Raw genomic sequence first — 17264 nt, forward strand, 5'->3', positions numbered from 1 at the left:
GGACGCTCTGCGTCCGCCCTTGGGGCGCAGAGCGCCCCGGAATGCATTCCCACGCAGAGCGCGGGAACGATCAGGTGTCAGACGTTCTGCCGATCACCTTTGGGGTCAAAGAACACCGAAGACACAATCTCGGCTTCGATCACGCTGCCATCCGCTTGCGGCGAGAACACCCGCTCACCGATGCGCTTCAAGCCGCCCTTCACCACACCCATGGCAAACGAATAGCCCAGGGAGTTATGCGCATAACTTGAGGTAACGTGACCCACCATCTTCATCGGAATCGTCTGCTTCGGATCGAACACCAACTGCGCGCCTTCCGGCAGCCACACGTTCGGGTCGATCGGCTTGAGCCCCACCAACTGCTTGCGCTCTTCACGCACGCAGTCTTCACGGTTCATCCCGCGCCAGCCGATCCACGAGAACGGCTTGGTACGGCCAACGCACCAGCCCATGTTCAGGTCGTCCGGGGTCATCGAGCCGTCGGTGTCTTGCCCGACGATGATGAAGCCCTTCTCAGCGCGCAGTACGTGCATGGTCTCGGTGCCGTACGGGGTCAGGTTGTACTTTTTGCCGGCCTCGACGATCTTTTCCAGCACACCCATGGCGTAGTCGGCCTGCACGTTGACTTCGTACGACAGCTCACCGGTAAACGAGATACGGAACACCCGCGCCGGCACGCCGCCCACCAGGCCTTCCTTCCAGGTCATGAACGGGAAGCCGTCCTTGTCCAGGTCGATGTCGGTGACTTCACTGAGCAGCTTGCGGCTGTTGGGGCCCGACAGGGTCATGGTTGCCCAATGGTCGGTGACCGAGGTGAAGTACACCTTGAGGTCCGGCCATTCGGTCTGCTGGTAGATTTCCAGCCACTGCAGCACGCGGGCGGCGCCGCCGGTGGTGGTGGTCATCAGGAAGTGGTTATCGGCCAGACAGGCCGTCACGCCGTCGTCGAAGACCATGCCGTCTTCCTTGCACATCAGGCCGTAGCGCGCCTTGCCCACGTCGAGCTTGGTCCAGGCGTTGGTGTAGATGCGGTTGAGGAACTCGCGGGCATCCGGGCCCTGAATGTCGATCTTGCCGAGGGTGGACGCGTCCAGCAGGCCGACACTGTCACGCACGGCCAGGCATTCGCGCTTCACTGCGGCGTGCAGGTCTTCACCATTACGCGGGAAATACCACGGGCGTTTCCACTGGCCGACGTCTTCAAACTCGGCGCCGTTCTTCACGTGCCAGGCCTGCAGCGCGGTGTAGCGTACCGGCTCGAAGATATGCCCACAGTGACGGCCCGCTACGGCGCCGAACGTCACCGGCGTGTAGTTGGGACGGAACATGGTGGTGCCCATCTGCGGGATGGTCACGTTCAACGAACGGGCGGCGATGGCCAGGCCGTTGACGTTACCCAGCTTGCCCTGGTCAGTGCCGAAGCCCAGCGCGGTGTAGCGTTTGACGTGCTCCACCGACTCGAAACCTTCGCGGGTGGCCAGTTCGATGGCGGCGGCGGTCACGTCGTTTTGCAGGTCGACAAATTGCTTTGGCGCCCGTGCGGTAGCTTTTTCGTGGGGCACCTGGAACAGCGCCAGGGTGGGTTCTTCAAGACGGCTCAAGGCTTTTGGCAGCGTGCCTTCAACCGGGGCAAAACCGGCTTCGCTGGCCGCACGCACGCCGCCTTCAAAGCCATCGGCGAGGGAATCGCCAAGGCCGTAGACACCGTTGATGCCACCCACGCACACGCGTTTTTGCGGTGCTTCGCCCGGTACAAACCCGAGGATATCTTCACGCCAGGTCGGCTTGCCGCCCAGGTGCGAGGCCAGGTGCACCACCGGGCTGTAACCGCCGGAGCTGGCGACCAGGTCGCAGTCCAGCCACTCGCCGGGGCTGGTGACTTTGTGCGCCTTGACGTCGATGGCTGCCACGCGGGCACCGGTCACGTGCTTACTGCCGCGGGCCTCGATCACGGCGCTGCCGGTGAGGATGCGAATGCCTTTGGCGCGAGCTTCTTCAACCAGAGCCCCGCGTGGGTTGTGGCGCGCATCGGCCACCGCAACAACGGTGAGGCCCGCATCGAACCAATCCAGCGCAACGCGGTAGGCATGATCGTTGTTGGTCGACAGCAGCAGCTTTTTACCCGGTGCCACGCCGTAGCGACGCACGTAGGTAGACACCGCACCCGCGAGCATATTGCCCGGCACATCGTTGTTGCCATACACCAGCGGACGCTCGCACGCACCGGTGGCCAGCACCACACGCTTGGCACGTACGCGGTGGATACGCTGACGCACCACGCCAATCGGCGCACGGTCACCGAGATGGTCGGTGAGACGCTCGTGAATGGTCAGGAAGTTATGGTCGTGGTAACCGTTGACGGTGGCGCGGGGCAGCAGCACCACGTCCGGCAGCGCTTTCAATTCGGCAATGACGCTGGCAACCCATTCAGTGGCCGGCTTGCCGTCGAGGCTTTCGCGGGAATCGAGCAGCGAACCACCGAACTCTTCCTGCTCGTCGGCGATGATCACACGGGCACCGCTGCGCGCAGCGGCCAGCGCAGCCGCAAGGCCCGCAGGGCCTGCGCCCACGACCAGCACGTCGCAATGACGGTTGAAGTTGTCGTAGGTGTCCGGGTCGTTCTCGGTGGGCGAACGGCCAAGGCCCGCCGCCTTGCGGATGTACTTCTCGTAGGTCATCCAGAACGATTGCGGGTACATGAAGGTTTTGTAGTAGAAACCCGGCGGCATCAGCTTGCCGCCGACCTTGCCGAGAATCCCCATCATGTCGTTGTTCACGCTCGGCCAGCCGTTGGTACTGGTAGCAACCAAGCCTTGGTACAGCGCCTGTTGGGTGGCGCGCACGTTGGGGATCTGCGTGGCTTCGGTGGCGCCGATCTGCAGCACCGCGTTCGGCTCTTCGGCGCCCGCGGCAAAGATGCCCCTTGGGCGCGAGTACTTGAAGCTGCGGCCAATGATGTCGACACCGTTGGCCAGCAGGGCTGCGGCCAGGGTGTCGCCTTCAAAACCCTTGTAGCTCTGACCGTTGAACGTAAACGTCAGGACTTTATTACGGTCGATGCGGCCACCGTTGGACAGGCGATTGATCTGGCTCATACCTTCTCTCCAGAGGCCTTGGCGGTGAACTGAGGCTTCTCACCGATCTTGTAGGTTTCAAGAATTTCGTAGGTCACAGTGTCGCGGGTGGCGTTGAAATACTGGCGGCAACCGGCGGCATGGATCCACAGTTCGTGGTGCAGGCCGCGCGGGTTATCGCGAAAGAACATGTAGTCGCCCCACTGCTCGTCGGTGCAGGCATTCGGGTCCAGCGGGCGCGGGATGTGCGCTTGGCCGGACGCGTGGAATTCCTCTTCGGAGCGCAGTTCGCCACAGTGAGGACAGAAGATATGCAACATAGGGAATTTCTCCTGTTAGTGGGCGACGGCCGCAGCGCCGTGTTCGTCGATCAACGCACCGTTGTGGAAACGGTCGATGGAAAAAGGTGCGGCCAGCGGGTGCATTTCACCCTTGGCCAGGCTGGCGGCAAACACGTTGCCTGAGCCTGGGGTGGCCTTGAAGCCGCCCGTACCCCAACCGCAGTTGAAGAACATGTTCGGTACCGGGGTCTTGGAGATGATCGGGCAGGCATCCGGCGTGGTGTCGACGATGCCGCCCCACTGGCGGTTCATGCGCACCCGCGACAGCACCGGGAACATCTCGACGATGGCCTGGATGGTGTGCTCGATCACCGGGTACGAACCGCGCTGGCCGTAACCGTTGTAGCCGTCGATACCGGCGCCGATCACCAGGTCGCCCTTGTCGGATTGGCTGATGTAACCGTGCACCGCGTTGGACATGATCACGCTGTCGATAATCGGCTTGATCGGCTCCGACACCAACGCTTGCAGCGGGTGGGATTCGATCGGCAGGCGAAAGCCCGCCAGCGAGGCCATGTGCCCGGAGTTACCGGCCGTGACCACACCGACGCGCTTGGCACCGATAAAGCCTTTGTTGGTTTCCACACCGATGCACACGCCGTTTTCCTTGCGGAACCCGATCACTTCGGTCTGCTGGATCAGGTCCACGCCCAAGGCATCGGCAGCACGGGCAAAGCCCCAGGCCACGGCATCGTGACGGGCTACGCCGCCGCGACGTTGCACGGTGGCGCCGAGCACGGGGTAACGGGTGTTCTTGGAGCAATCCAGATACGGGATTTCGTCGGCCACTTGCTGGGCATTCAGCAGCTCGCCGTCCACGCCGTTGAGGCGGTTGGCGCTCACTCGGCGCTCGGAATCACGGATGTCCTGCAGGGTGTGGCACAGGTTGTACACGCCACGCTGGGAGAACATCACGTTGTAGTTCAGGTCCTGGGACAAACCTTCCCAGAGTTTCATAGCGTGTTCGTACAGGTGCGCCGACTCGTCCCACAGGTAGTTGGAACGCACGATGGTGGTGTTGCGCGCGGTGTTACCGCCGCCCAGCCAGCCTTTCTCGACCACCGCCACGTTGGTGATGCCGTGTTCCTTGGCCAGGTAGTAAGCGGTCGCCAGACCATGCCCGCCGCCGCCGACGATGACCACGTCGTAGACCTTTTTAGGGGTCGGCGTGCGCCACATCTTCTGCCAGTTTTCGTGATGGCTGAGGGAGTGCTTGAAGAGGCCGAAGCCTGAGTAGCGTTGCATAGTCATTACTCCAAAACCGCGCTCAGCGATAAACCGGGAAATCAGCGCACAGGGCAGACACGTGCTTGGCCACGTTTGCCTCGACATCGGCGTCGCCGAGGTTGTCGAGGATGTCGCAGATCCAGCCGGCCAGTTCGACGCACTGCGGCACCTTGAAGCCACGGGTGGTCACCGCCGGGGTACCGATGCGCAGGCCCGAGGTCACGAACGGCGACTGCGGGTCATTCGGCACCGCGTTCTTGTTGACCGTAATGTGGGCGCGACCCAGGGCGGCATCCGCCTCTTTGCCGGTGAGGCCCTGGCGGATCAGGCTGACCAGGAACAGGTGGTTATCGGTGCCGCCGGAGACCACGTCGTAGCCACGTTTGATGAACACTTCGGCCATGGCCTGGGCGTTATCGATCACTTGCTGCTGGTAAGCCTTGAAGCCGGGCTCCAGCGCTTCCTTGAAGCACACGGCCTTGCCGGCGATCACGTGCATCAGCGGGCCGCCCTGGGCGCCGGGGAATACCGCAGCGTTGAGTTTCTTTTCGATTTCTTCGTTGGCCTTGGCCAGGATCAGGCCGCCCCGTGGACCGCGCAGGGTCTTGTGGGTGGTGGTGGTGACCACGTCGGCATAAGGCAGCGGGTTCGGGTACAGGCCGGCGGCGACCAGCCCGGCGACGTGGGCCATGTCGACGAACAGCAGCGCGCCAACCTTGTCGGCAATCTGACGGAAGCGTGGGAAATCAAGGGTCTTGGAGTAGGCCGAGAAACCTGCCACCACCATCTTCGGCTTGTGCTCGACCGCCAGGCGCTCGACTTCGTCGTAGTCGATCAGGCCGGTGTCGGTGTTGATGCCGTACTGCACCGCGTTATACAGCTTGCCCGAGGACGACACTTTGGCGCCGTGGGTCAGGTGACCGCCGTGGGCCAGGCTCATGCCCAGAATGGTGTCGCCGGCATTGATCAGCGCCAGGTACACGGCGCTGTTGGCGGAGGAACCGGAGTGCGGTTGCACGTTGGCGTAATCGGCACCGAACAGCTGCTTGGCGCGCTCGATGGCCAGGGCTTCGACCTTGTCCACATGCTCGCAGCCGCCGTAGTAGCGCTTGCCCGGGTAGCCTTCGGCGTATTTGTTGGTAAGGCCACTGCCTTGAGCTTCCATCACGCGCTTGCTGGTGTAGTTCTCCGACGCGATCAGCTCGATATGATCTTCCTGGCGCTGCTCCTCGGCATTCATCGCCGCCAGCAGTGCGTCGTCATATCCCTGGATCTGGTCTTGTTTGCTGAACATCGCGTCTCTCCCAGCCTTTCGTATTGTTGAGGCCCTCGCAGGGCCCTTTGATGCGATGGTAGGGCTGGCGCGTGCGGGCCAAATGCCTGCGCACGCCACGCAAAGGTGCGTTTACGACATGGCCTGAGCAAATGCTAACTGGGTGCCTACAAACTGTAGGAGCGAGCTTGCTCGCGAAAAACCTGAGGGCGCCGCGTTCAATCAGGCAGCCCGCGTTATTGTTGACGTTTTTCGCGAGCAAGCTCGCTCCTACAAGGGCTAGGCAATGAGCTTGCGAACGAGTAGCAACAGAAGAAAATGCATGGGATACAGGGCATAGGCCCAGCGTCGCATGGCGGGGGGGTTGGCGTTTTTGCCATGTCGCAATAAGACCAATCCTGCCAGCGGCGCAATCAGACATGCAGCCAACCCCGACAGCGCCACAAGCGTGCCGCTATTGAGCAGAATCTGCCACTGATTGGCGGCGACGCAGACTAAACCCGGCAGCACGCTGAAATACCAGGGCCGGCGAAACACCAGCAATATCGCCAGTGGCAGCAATACACCAAAGAAACCGAACATCAACTGGTGTGAAAACACGGCCGCCATGGTGACGGCGATCAGCGCCAATCCTCGATCAACCAACGTCTTTTGCTGCCAACCTCGGGCAACCAGCATGCCCAGCGCCAGGGTCGGCAACACGTTCAAGGTATCGGCATCTTCGATGAACATCCGATAAGGCACTTCGCTGATCACGCTGAACAGCAGCAACCAACCCAGGTAGCGCCAATGGCCCGTCACTGGGGCGTAACGGACACGGTGCAAATTAGCCGCAATCGCCAGGCAAAACCATGGAAACGCCAGGCGCCCCGGCACGTATAGCCCATCCAGACTCAGCCCCACATAGCGCAAATGATCGAGCACCATACTCAACAGCGCCAGCCACTTGAGCAGATCCAAAGCGCCATCTCGGACAGGTCCGACAGGCAAGGTTTCAGTACCGTGCATAATTCCCCAACGACTTTGCATTTACAGTGCGTGCGTGCCCCCGGCAATCTTGGGTAAAGTGCGCACCAACATCGACCACAGGAACGGGCCATGACCGACAAGAGCCAACAATTTGCCAGCGACAACTATTCCGGCATCTGCCCGGAAGCCTGGGCCGCCATGGAACAAGCCAACCAGGGCCATCAACGTGCCTACGGCGATGATGAATGGACCCACCGCGCCGCCGACGGTTTCCGCAATCTGTTCGAGACCGACTGCGAGGTGTTCTTCGCCTTCAACGGTACGGCTGCCAACTCCCTGGCGCTGTCCTCGTTGTGCCAGAGCTACCATAGCGTGATTTGCTCGGAAACTGCCCACGTCGAGACCGACGAATGCGGCGCGCCGGAGTTTTTCTCCAACGGCTCCAAATTGTTGGTTGCCCGCACCGAAAACGGCAAGCTGACCCCGGAGTCGATCCGTGAGATCGCCCTCAAGCGCCAGGACATCCACTACCCCAAACCCCGCGTCGTGACCCTGACCCAGGCCACCGAAGTCGGCAGCGTGTACACCCCGGAAGAAATCCGTGCCATCAGCGCCACCTGCAAGGAGCTGGGCCTGAACCTGCACATGGACGGTGCCCGCTTCGCCAATGCCTGTGCATTCCTGGGTTGCTCACCGGCCGACCTGACCTGGAAAGCCGGCGTCGACGTGCTGTGCTTTGGTGGTACCAAAAACGGCATGGCGGTGGGTGAAGCCATCCTGTTCTTCAATCACAAACTGGCTGAAGACTTCGACTACCGCTGCAAACAGGCCGGTCAGTTGGCGTCGAAAATGCGCTTCCTTTCTGCGCCATGGGTGGGCCTGCTGGAAAATGACGCCTGGCTCAAGCATGCGCGCCACGCTAACCATTGCGCGCAATTGTTGAGCAGCCTGGTGGCGGATATTCCCGGTGTGGAATTGATGTTCCCGGTACAGGCCAACGGCGTGTTCCTGCAACTCTCCGAACCCGCGATTGCAGCGCTGACCGCCAAGGGCTGGCGTTTCTACACCTTCATCGGCAAAGGTGGTGCGCGCTTCATGTGTGCGTGGGATACCGAGGAAGAGCGTGTAAGGGAATTGGCTGCCGATATTCGGGAAGTGATGAACGCTTAACGTACGAATTCGGCCAGTTGGTACTGGCCGATTGCTGAGACTGTTTTTTGATATTTCTGAGAGCCACGCAGCTCGTTTTCATTGTCTAGCCTCTCGTTACCCGCAAGGGAAACGCAGCGGTAACTGCCACCTTGCGGGTTTCACCGCCAGCCGAATAATCGGCGGCAAAGGCACATCAATGGAGAGCTTTATCATGGAATATCAAAGCAATGGCAACACACTGCAAAGCGGCGGCAGCACTAGCACCACGGTCATTGACTGGGATGAGTTCAGGAAACACGCCAAGGTCGGGGACACCATTCAGGAGCCATCAAGGACGCTGACCATCTACGACAAAGCCTACGAATTGACAAACTCAGGCCAGCACTTCGTTGTCCATATCTATGCCCAATAACTGTTAACACCTAAGGCTCGCGTCGCAGATTCCCGACCTGCGACGCGACGCTGAATCATGATCGTTCCCACGCTCTGCGTGGGAATGCCTCCTCGGACGCTCCGCGTCCACCCGAAATCAAGGATGAACACGTGGGCAGAAGCCGCTATGTCATCACCGAACCCGAAAAACCCCACTTCCTCACCTGCACTGTCATGGAATGGCTCCCTCTCTTCACCCGCAACTACCTGGTGGACCATCTTCTGGATTGCTGGCGATATCAACAAAGCAACCACGCTTTAAACTTGTTTGGTTACGTCATCCTGGAAAATCACTTGCACTTTATTGCTCAAGCGCCCGATCTGGGAAAGTGCGTCAGCCAATTCAAATCCTTCACCGCCCGCACCATCATTGACGACCTGCAAAGCAAAGGCGCGGAGCGGATATTGCAGCGCCTGCGTTTCTGCAAGCGTGCACACAAGACAGATCGTGTTTATCAACTGTGGCAGGAAGGTTCACATGCGGAGTTGGTTTACAGCGAGGCAGTCATGCGCCAGAAGCTTGATTACATCCATCACAACCCCATAAAGCGGGGCTATGTGGACCTGGCTGAACACTGGCGTTACTCCAGCGCGCGCAACTATGCAGGTATGCCAGGCCTGATCGACATCCAACCTTGGCTCTGAAGATCCGCGTGCCCCTTCCCTTACGACGGGACGCGGAGCGTCCTGGGAGGCGTTACCACGCAGAGCGTGGGAACGAGCATGTGCCTGCTGCCGGAAAGATCGTTCCCGCGCTCCGCGTGGGAATGCAGCCCGTGACGCTCCGCGTCACCCCTCAACTGCGACGGGACGCGGAGCGTCCTGGGAGGCGCTACCACTCAGAGCGTGGGAACGAGCATGTGCCTGCTGCCGGAAAGATCGTTCCCGCGCTCCGCGTGGGAATGCAGCCCGTGACGCTCCGCGTCACCCTTCAGTTGCGACGGGACGCGGAGCGTCCTGGGAGGCGTTACCACGCAGAGCGTGGGAACGAGCATGTGCCTGCTGCCGGAAAGATCATTCCCGCGCTCCGCGTGGGAATGCAGCCCAGGACGCTCCGCGTCACCCTTCATGTGCGACGGGACGCGGAGCGTCCTGGGAGGCGTTACCACGCAGAGCGTGGGAACGAGCATGTGCCTGCTGCCGGAAAGATCGTTCCCGCGCTCCGCGTGGGAATGCAGCCGTGACGCTCCGCGTCACCCTTCAGTTGCGACGGGACGCGGAGCGTCCTGGGAGGCGTTACCACGCAGAGCGTGGGAACGAGCAGATCAGAACTCGATGCGTACATCACCCTTCGGCACACTGCAGCACGACAGGATATAGCCTTCGGCTTCGTCCTCTTCGGTAATCCCGCCGTTGTGCTCCATCTCCACTTCGCCGCCCAGCTTCATCACCTTGCACGTACCGCAGATGCCCATGCCACAGGCCTTGGGGATCAGCAGGCCGAGCTTGGCCGCCGCAGCATGCACCGTTTCCCCCGGCGCCACGCGAATGCTCTTGCCGGACGCGATAAATTCCACTTGATGCAGGTCTGCCAGGTCGATCTCCGGCGCATCCGCCGCTTGCTCGGCCTGCTCCACCGCATCGGCACGGGCTTCGGGCGGTGTCGCGCCAAAGGATTCTTCGTGATAACGGGTCATGTCGAAACCGGCAACTTCCAGCAAACGCTTCACCGCGTTCATGTACGGCGTAGGGCCGCAGCAGAACACTTCGCGCTCCAGGAAGTCCGGCACCATCAGCTCCAGCATCTTGTGGTTCAGATAGCCGCGATACCCGGCCCAAGGCTCGCCCAGGCCGTGTTTTTCGCAAATCAGGTGCAGGCTGAAGTTGTCGATCCGCGACGCCATGTGCTCCAGCTCGCGGTGATAGATGATGTCCTTGGGCGAGCGGGCGCTGTGGATAAAGGTCATGTCGACGTTCGCATTGGTGTCGTAGAACCAGCGCGCCATGGACATCACCGGCGTGATCCCAACGCCGCCGCTGAGGTAAAGCACTTTCGGGCTCGGGAAGTCGATGGCATTGAACAGCCCGACCGGCCCGTGCACCGCCAGCTCCTGGCCTTCGTGCAAAGTGTCGTGCAGCCAATTGGAAACCCGACCGCCCGGCACACGCTTGATGGTCACCGAAAAGCTGTAAGGCACCGACGGTGAGCTGGAAATCGTGTACGAACGCATGATCGGCTGGCCTTCGATTTCCAGCTCCAGGGTGACGAATTGCCCTGGCTTGAAAAAGAACAGGATCGGCTGATCGGCCATGAAGCAGAAGGTGCGCACATCCCAGGTTTCCTGGATGACTTTGACGCAGCGGACGATGTGCCGACCATTGGCCCAGGTCTGGGTGGTTACCGGATTCAGGAAATTATTGGACATGTTGTTCTCCACCGCCGACGTCGGCCTTATGGTGGCGATTCTGCGTAACGCGAGAACCACCCATTTACCTATCTGCGACATTCACATACTTACGGCGACCAGCCCCCAAAGACAGGGGCTTGCGCGTCGGGATCAGATTGGGCCATGTCGCCCATGGATAAGGTTCGACGTTACGCCGGGCCCACACTCGCTCCCAACAAAGACGCGTTCTTTACGCCTTGCACAGCACCAACCGTAGCCACTATTCGCCGGCCACACAGAATGGCCATGAGGACACACACGATGGACGTCACCGCAACCTTAAGCTTGGGCGATCCGCTGGAACCCGCACGCAAGGCCACCGCGCAAATGCTGCAAGAGCGCGAGCGCACTTTTTCGCTGCCGCAGCCGTTCTACTCTGATGAGCGGTTGTTTGATATCGACATGCAAGAGATCTTCCAGAAAGAGTGGTTGATCGCCGGCATGACCTGCGAAATCCCCACCAAGGGCAACTACCTGACCCTGCAAGTGGGCAAGAACCCAATCATCGTGATCCAGGGTGCCGACGGCGTGGTGCATGCGTTCCACAACGTCTGCCGCCACCGTGGCTCGCGCTTGTGCACCAGCGACAAGGGCAAGGTCGCCAAATTGGTGTGCCACTACCACCAGTGGACCTACGAGCTGGACGGCCGCCTGCTGTTCGCCGGCACCGAGATGGGCGCCGATTTCGACATGAAGCAGTACGGCCTCAAGCCGGTGAACGTGAAGACTGCTGGCGGCTACATCTTTATCAGCCTGGCCGAAAATCCACCGGCCATCGATGACTTCCTGTCGACGCTCAGCCATTACATGGAGCCCTACGACATGGAGAACACCAAGGTGGCGATCCAGACCACCTTGTTCGAAAAAGCCAACTGGAAGCTGGTGCTGGAAAACAACCGCGAGTGCTACCACTGCAACGCCTCGCACCCGGAACTGCTGAAAACCCTGCTGGAGTGGGACGACGTTACCGACCCGCGCGCCGACCAGGCGTTCAAGGATCACGTAGCCGCGTCCGCCGCCGCTTGGGATGCCGAAAAAATCCCTTACGCCCACGCCAGCTTCGGCCTGCGTAACCGCATCGTGCGCATGCCACTGCTCAAGGGCACTGTGTCGATGACCCTGGACGGCAAGCAGGGCTGCGCCAAACTGATGGGCCGCATCAAGAACCCGGACCTGGGTTCGATGCGCATCCTGCACCTGCCGCACTCCTGGAACCACTGCATGGGCGACCACATCATTGTGTTCACCGTGTGGCCGATCAGCGCCCAGGAAACCATGGTCACCACCAAGTGGATCGTGCACAAGGACGCGGTGGAAGGCGTGGACTACGACGTGGAGCGCATGCGCCAGGTGTGGGATGCCACCAACGACCAGGATCGCCGCCTGGCCGAAGAGAACCAGCGCGGCATCAACTCCACCGCCTACCAGCCAGGCCCTTACTCCAAGACCTATGAGTTTGGCGTGGTGAATTTTGTGGATTGGTACAGCGAGCGGATGCTCAACAACCTGGGCGCGGCGCCAGCGCCTTATCTCAAAGGCGTAGCTGCTCACGAATAACGCTTGTGTGGGAGCGGGCTTGCCCGCGATGGCATTGTGTCTGTCAAAGCCTGTATTGGCTGACAGACCGCTATCGCAGGCAAGCCAGCTCCCACATTTGGACAGGTTAACTGTTCAAAATTCGATCAGTTCCGATGCAGCCCTTTACCACCCTGCCCTCCAGCCTTTCCCCAACAACTTATCCACAAAGCCACCCACAGCAATTGTGGGCAAGTGCGCCGTGCTCACAAATTAAATCAAGAAAATCCGTGACTTATTTAAACTTGCGGGTTTTATCTTGAGCTGTTCATTTATTGACCAAACCTCCAAGAGCCTTGTTTGGCGTGGCTTGCAGCGGTAAGCGAACACCTTATCCACAGATGCACCAACAGACTTTGGGGGCAACTTTGTTCGGGTTGTGGAAAAGCCTTTGAAACCCTCATGAATCGGGGATATCCAGCCGTTTAAACGGCGAATATGTGAGATTTGATCAATTATTGACCAACCCCTCGAAAGCCACGTTTTATAAGGCTTGTAGCGGATAGCGAACATCTTATCCACAAAAGCGCCAACAGACTTTGGGGGCAAGTCGAGGCCTCAAGCCGGTGAAAACCCGAGCAAAAACCGCAAGTTAGGCTGGTTGTTTTTCGTACAGAGGGCTGCAGAGCTTGATATGCCGGGCTTGTGGACACCCGCGAACAGGTTATCCACAGGCGGATCAACAGGCATTGTGGGTAAGCCCAAGATAAAGCAGGAAAATTTGGAAGCGGGCTTGCCCGCGATTGCAATACGTCAACGGATGCATGGGTTGCTGACCTACCGCTATCGCAGGCAAGCCAGCTCCCACAAGGTTTGGTGGTGGTCAGGGTTCAGCGTACGACGCCCTCTTCTACCAGAAGCTTGAGAATCGCTTGCGCGCCCTCTTCAGCGCTCACGCCCTTGAGCACCTGCCCACCGCCGCCACTGGCCTTTGCCGTTGCGGCCTTCATACGGTCGGCACCACTCTTGGCCTTGATCACCTTGAGGCGCTTTGGCCGTGGCTTGGCCGGTTGCAACAGTGCGCCTGTGAATAACTCGTCGTGTTCAATCTCAACGTCATGGGCGGCCAGTTCACCCCGTTGCGCCGGGCCGTAGGCGCTCTGACGTGGCTTGGGCGCGGCGTTATCCACAGTGGCGAGAAACGGCAGGCGCACCTTCAAGCGCCGTCGCTGGCCGCGAGGCAGCGCCTGCAGCACCAGGGCTACGCCGGCGTCGATGGACTCCACCTGGGCCAGCCCCACAATCAGCGGCCAGCCCAGTTGCTCGGCCAAGAGGAACGGCAGCATTCCCGAACCTTCGCCGGTTTCTGCCTGGCTCCCGGTCAGTACCACCTGAGCACCGGCGTCGCGCAGATACTCACTGAGCACCGGCAAGGCATCCGAGCCGGCCGGTTGTTCCAGTACCTGCAGTTGCGGCAGGCCCATGCCCAGGTAGCTGCGCAGGGTCGGCTCGCTGACATCACCAGCGTGCAGCACCTGCAACTTATCCCCAGCCAGTTGCAGCCCCAGCTCAACCGCGCGCGCATCCTGCTCGGCGCGGCGTGGACGCCCGGAGGTGGGGTGAGCACCGATGGACACCAGGCTGAATACAGTGTTCGTCATGGTCATATCCTCAGGCTGCATCGCGCTTGGCGCCGTTGCGGTAGGTCTCGACCGCCGCGATCAAGGCGTGCAGTATCGCGGCGCTTTCGCCGATCACCGACAGGTCGGCACGCTTGATCATGTCGCACCCTGGGTCGAGGTTGATCGCCACCACCTTGTCGCAGGCACCGATGCCTTGCAGGTGCTGGATCGCCCCGGAAATGCCCACCGCCACGTACACCCGCGCAGTCACCCAGGTGCCGCTGGCGCCGACCTGGCGATCACGCGCCATGAAGCCATCGTCCACTGCCACCCGCGAGGCGCCTTCAGTAGCGCCCAGGGCCGCGGCGGTCTGGTGGAACAGCGCCCAATCCTTCACGCCGTAGCCACCGGAGAAAATGAACTCTGCCTCGGCCATCGGAATCGCTGCCGGATCGACCGCCACCGCGCCGAGGTCTTCGATACGAGGCAAACTGCGCGCCAGGCTTGTGGATAACTCCACGGGCAAGACTTCGTGGCGGGTCTCGCTGACCGGGTCGGCACATTCGGCGGCAGCGAGGATCAGACGGGGCAACGGCCGCGCCAGGTCTTCCTGGCCGGCACCGGCACGGCCGATGCATTCCTCGCCCTTGATCTGCCACACCCGCGTCGCCGGGCGCTCCTTGAGGCTGGCGGCAAAGCGCCGCCCCAGCTCACCACCACCGCTGCGGCTGTCTGGCAGCAACCAGTGGCGCGGGCTGAATTGGTTATCCACAGCGCGCAGGCCCTGCACGCGTTGCTCCGGTGCATAACCCTCGAACTCATGCCCCTCCAGCACCAGCAGTCGGTCGACGCCGGCCGTGGCAAAGGCGCTTTCCTTGTGTTCACCGAACACCACCGCCAACACCGCGCCGTCATTGCCGGCCAGTTGGCGCGCCAAGCCAAGCAGGTCGCGGTCGTGGCTGCTCAGGCGGCCACCGACCATGTCCGGCACCACGTTGATGTAGAACGCCGGGGTCGGCACTTGATGCAGCGGCAATTGCACTTCCACTGCCGCGGTGCGCTTGGCCGCGCCGCCCTGCTGGGCACCGCTGCGGTCGATGCGCTTGATGCCGTTGGGCCCGATAAAACCGACACCATGCACGTTTTTGCGAATGATGCCGTTGGGCCCCATCCAGCTGTGTTGCACCGGCTGCATCGCCGCGTGCAACGGGTGCAGGCGGTTACGGGCGATCCATTCGGCCCGGGGGTCGCGGCGGATAATATCGCTCATTAGTGCACCTCCGCAGGTTCACGCTTGACGGGGGCTTTGGCCGGCGCGGCGTCTTCAAGCAACGCGTCGGCTACCAGTTCGGCGATGTCCTTGATCAACGGGCGCGGTTCGACCACGCCTTCAAGCATCGCCGTGCATTGCGGGCAACCCACGGCCACCAGTTCGGCGCCGGTCTCGCGGATGTCGTCCATGCGCATATCGGGGATACGTTGCTTGCCGGGGATGTCGGTGATCGGCGCACCGCCACCGCCACCGCAGCAGCGTGAACGGAAGCCCGAGCGTTGCATTTCCTTGACCTCGATACCCAACGCCTTTAGCACTTGGCGCGGCGCCTCGTATTCACCGTTGTAGCGGCCCAGGTAGCAAGGGTCATGGTAGGTCACGCTGTTGCCTTTGTGCTGGCCCAGATTCAGCGCGCCCTCGCCGATCAGCTCGGCCATGAAGGTGCTGTGGTGCTGCACGCGGTAGTTGCCGTTGAAGGCGCCGTATTCGTTTTTCAGCACATGGAAGCTGTGCGGATCGCAGGTGACGATGCGCTTGAAGCTGTACTTGGCCAGGGTCTGGATATTGCGCGTGGCCAGCAACTGGAATGTCGCTTCGTCACCGAGGCGCCGCGCCACGTCACCGCTGTCGCGTTCTTCCAGGCCGAGCACGGCGAAATCGACCTTGGCGGCCTTGAGCACTTTGACGAAAGCGCGCAGGGTACGCTGGTTACGCATGTCGAAGGCGCCATCGCCGACCCAGAACAGCACATCGCAACTGCCTTTGTCGCTGAGCAACGGCAGGTTCAGGTCTGCCGCCCAGTTCAGGCGCCCACCAGGGGCAAACCCGCCGGGGTTGTCGGTAGCGATCAGGTTTTCCAGGACTTCAGCGCCCTTGTTCGGCGTGGCGCCTTTTTCCAGGGTGAGGTGGCGGCGCATGTCGACGATAGCGTCCACATGCTCGATCATCATCGGGCACTCTTCCACGCAAGCGCGGCAGGTGGTGCACGACCACAGGGTCTCGGCGTCCACCAGGCCGTTGACGATCGGCTGGTGCGGGTTGCCGCCGTGTTCGCCCACCGGTTTGCCGGGGTACGGGCTGCCGGCGAACTTGGCATCGGTGCCACCGGCCAAACCGACCACCATGTCCTGAATGAGTTTTTTCGGGTTCAGTGGCTGGCCCGCGGCAAACGCCGGGCACGCCGCTTCGCACTTGCCGCACTGCACGCAGGCGTCGAAGCCGAGCAGTTGGTTCCAGGTGAAGTCCTTGGGTTTTTCCACGCCCAGCGGTGCGGTTTTATCGCTCAGGTCCAAGGGTTTCAAACCGGTGGAGCGGCCGCCGCCAAAGCGTTCGGCGCGACGGTGCCAGGCCAGGTGCAGGGCTCCGGCAAACGCGTGTTTCATTGGCCCGCCCCAAGTCATGCCGAAGAACATTTCGGACACGCCCCACAACACGCCCACGCTCAGCAATGCCGCGAGCAGCCAGCCGCCGAAATCGGCGGGCAGAATCCCGGCCACCGGCAAGGTCACCAGGAAGAAGCTCACCGAGAAGGCCATCAGGCTTTTCGGCAGGCGCATCCACGGGCCTTTGGACAGGCGGGCAGGCGGATTGCGGCGGCGCAGGTACATGAAGATCGCGCCGACAAACATCAATGTCGACGCCAGCAGCAGGGCATAACCAAGAATGCGGCTCTGCAGGCCGAAACCGTGCACCACAATCGCTAGCAGCGCCGACAGCACAAAGCCCAGCGCCGTCGCTACGTGGGTATTGGCGATGTATTTGTCACGGGCGACCACGTGGTGCAGGTCGACCATGTAACGCTTGGGCATGGCCAAGAGGCCACCCAGCAGGTCGACTTTGGATGAGCGGCCACGACGCCACATGTTCACCCGGCGCAAGGCGCCGAGGACGGCGAGGCCCAGGGCGGCAAAAAGCAGGATGGGAAGAAGGGTATTCAGCATGGTGAAGCTCCCACTAAGATCGTTCCCACGCTCTGCGTGGGCATGCATCCTGTGACGCT

At 61.3% G+C, this 17264-nt stretch carries 13 protein-coding genes; 4 read left to right on the plus strand and 9 right to left on the minus strand.

All coding sequences use genetic code 11. From position 1 onward, the window contains the following. Positions 1–77: 77 nt before the first annotated feature. The 5 genes from GIW79_RS06915 to GIW79_RS06940 all read right to left on the minus strand — a co-directional run bounded on the left by GIW79_RS06915 (position 78) and on the right by GIW79_RS06940 (position 6923). Positions 78–3095 (minus strand): sarcosine oxidase subunit alpha, encoded by a 3018-nt coding sequence (locus GIW79_RS06915; protein ID WP_034128877.1) that lies wholly within the window; start codon positions 3093–3095, stop codon positions 78–80. After that, entirely contained in the window at positions 3092–3394 is a 303-nt protein-coding gene (locus GIW79_RS06920) for a sarcosine oxidase subunit delta (protein WP_003194855.1), read from the minus strand. The genes GIW79_RS06915 and GIW79_RS06920 overlap by 4 nt, the downstream gene beginning before the upstream one ends. Positions 3395–3409: 15 nt before the next feature. Beyond that, positions 3410–4660: a sarcosine oxidase subunit beta gene (locus tag GIW79_RS06925; RefSeq protein WP_003176546.1), complete on the minus strand. Its 1251-nt coding sequence runs from the start codon at positions 4658–4660 to the stop codon at positions 3410–3412. 22 nt (positions 4661–4682) lie between these two features. Further along, the gene (gene glyA, locus GIW79_RS06930) at positions 4683–5936 is read right to left on the minus strand and encodes a serine hydroxymethyltransferase (protein WP_003194857.1); all 1254 of its coding nucleotides are present in this window, start codon (positions 5934–5936) and stop codon (positions 4683–4685) included. A 258-nt stretch (positions 5937–6194) separates the two neighbouring features. Continuing rightward, complete coding sequence (locus tag GIW79_RS06940) at positions 6195–6923, minus strand: TraX family protein (protein WP_198790995.1); 729 nt, start codon at positions 6921–6923, stop codon at positions 6195–6197. A 90-nt stretch (positions 6924–7013) separates the two neighbouring features. On the opposite strand from GIW79_RS06940, the gene GIW79_RS06945 reads away from it, so the two are divergent. The 3 genes from GIW79_RS06945 (at position 7014) to GIW79_RS06955 (ending at position 9113) form a co-directional block, all read left to right on the plus strand. Further along, positions 7014–8054, plus strand: coding sequence for a threonine aldolase family protein (locus tag GIW79_RS06945; RefSeq protein WP_003194862.1), 1041 nt, complete (start codon positions 7014–7016; stop codon positions 8052–8054). 193 nt (positions 8055–8247) lie between these two features. Next, positions 8248–8448, plus strand: a complete 201-nt coding sequence (locus GIW79_RS06950; RefSeq protein WP_236452399.1) for a hypothetical protein — start codon at positions 8248–8250, stop codon at positions 8446–8448. 131 nt (positions 8449–8579) lie between these two features. Further along, positions 8580–9113 (plus strand): REP-associated tyrosine transposase, encoded by a 534-nt coding sequence (locus GIW79_RS06955; protein ID WP_054896754.1) that lies wholly within the window; start codon positions 8580–8582, stop codon positions 9111–9113. A 620-nt stretch (positions 9114–9733) separates the two neighbouring features. Here GIW79_RS06955 and gbcB read toward each other — a convergent pair. Then, positions 9734–10834, minus strand: coding sequence for a glycine-betaine demethylase subunit GbcB (gene gbcB / locus GIW79_RS06960; RefSeq protein ID WP_014720237.1), 1101 nt, complete (start codon positions 10832–10834; stop codon positions 9734–9736). A 282-nt stretch (positions 10835–11116) separates the two neighbouring features. Here gbcB and gbcA point away from each other — a divergent pair, with 282 nt between their 5' ends. Further along, positions 11117–12412 (plus strand): glycine-betaine demethylase subunit GbcA, encoded by a 1296-nt coding sequence (gene gbcA, locus GIW79_RS06965; protein ID WP_236452402.1) that lies wholly within the window; start codon positions 11117–11119, stop codon positions 12410–12412. Between the two features lie 848 nt (positions 12413–13260). Here the strand turns inward: gbcA and etfB are convergent. From etfB to dgcB, 3 genes are read right to left on the minus strand one after another with little or no spacing between them, the layout of a single operon-like run. Next, positions 13261–14037 (minus strand): electron transfer flavoprotein subunit beta, encoded by a 777-nt coding sequence (gene etfB / locus GIW79_RS06970; protein WP_372441717.1) that lies wholly within the window; start codon positions 14035–14037, stop codon positions 13261–13263. Between the two features lie 4 nt (positions 14038–14041). Beyond that, positions 14042–15262 (minus strand): electron transfer flavoprotein subunit alpha, encoded by a 1221-nt coding sequence (etfA, locus tag GIW79_RS06975; protein WP_236452404.1) that lies wholly within the window; start codon positions 15260–15262, stop codon positions 14042–14044. Further along, entirely contained in the window at positions 15262–17205 is a 1944-nt protein-coding gene (gene dgcB, locus GIW79_RS06980) for a dimethylglycine demethylation protein DgcB (protein WP_198714425.1), read from the minus strand. Before dgcB ends, etfA begins: the two co-directional genes overlap by 1 nt. Between the last annotated feature and the right edge of the window lie 59 nt (positions 17206–17264).

It is taken from the genome of Pseudomonas sp. PA-7-1E (genome assembly GCF_021605325.1).
Lineage (GTDB): Bacteria > Pseudomonadota > Gammaproteobacteria > Pseudomonadales > Pseudomonadaceae > Aquipseudomonas > Aquipseudomonas fluorescens_BV.

Bases quoted from the DNA above. Each gene is read 5' to 3' on its own strand.
- GIW79_RS06915 (WP_034128877.1), bottom strand. From the start codon at position 3,095: ATGAGCCAGATCAATCGCCTGTCCAACGGTGGCCGCATCGACCGTAAT.
- GIW79_RS06920 (WP_003194855.1), bottom strand. From the start codon at position 3,394: ATGTTGCATATCTTCTGTCCTCACTGTGGCGAACTGCGCTCCGAAGAG.
- GIW79_RS06925 (WP_003176546.1), bottom strand. From the start codon at position 4,660: ATGCAACGCTACTCAGGCTTCGGCCTCTTCAAGCACTCCCTCAGCCAT.
- glyA (WP_003194857.1), bottom strand. From the start codon at position 5,936: ATGTTCAGCAAACAAGACCAGATCCAGGGATATGACGACGCACTGCTG.
- GIW79_RS06940 (WP_198790995.1), bottom strand. From the start codon at position 6,923: ATGCACGGTACTGAAACCTTGCCTGTCGGACCTGTCCGAGATGGCGCT.
- GIW79_RS06945 (WP_003194862.1), top strand. From the start codon at position 7,014: ATGACCGACAAGAGCCAACAATTTGCCAGCGACAACTATTCCGGCATC.
- GIW79_RS06950 (WP_236452399.1), top strand. From the start codon at position 8,248: ATGGAATATCAAAGCAATGGCAACACACTGCAAAGCGGCGGCAGCACT.
- gbcB (WP_014720237.1), bottom strand. From the start codon at position 10,834: ATGTCCAATAATTTCCTGAATCCGGTAACCACCCAGACCTGGGCCAAT.
- gbcA (WP_236452402.1), top strand. From the start codon at position 11,117: ATGGACGTCACCGCAACCTTAAGCTTGGGCGATCCGCTGGAACCCGCA.
- etfB (WP_372441717.1), bottom strand. From the start codon at position 14,037: ATGACCATGACGAACACTGTATTCAGCCTGGTGTCCATCGGTGCTCAC.
- etfA (WP_236452404.1), bottom strand. From the start codon at position 15,262: ATGAGCGATATTATCCGCCGCGACCCCCGGGCCGAATGGATCGCCCGT.
- dgcB (WP_198714425.1), bottom strand. From the start codon at position 17,205: ATGCTGAATACCCTTCTTCCCATCCTGCTTTTTGCCGCCCTGGGCCTC.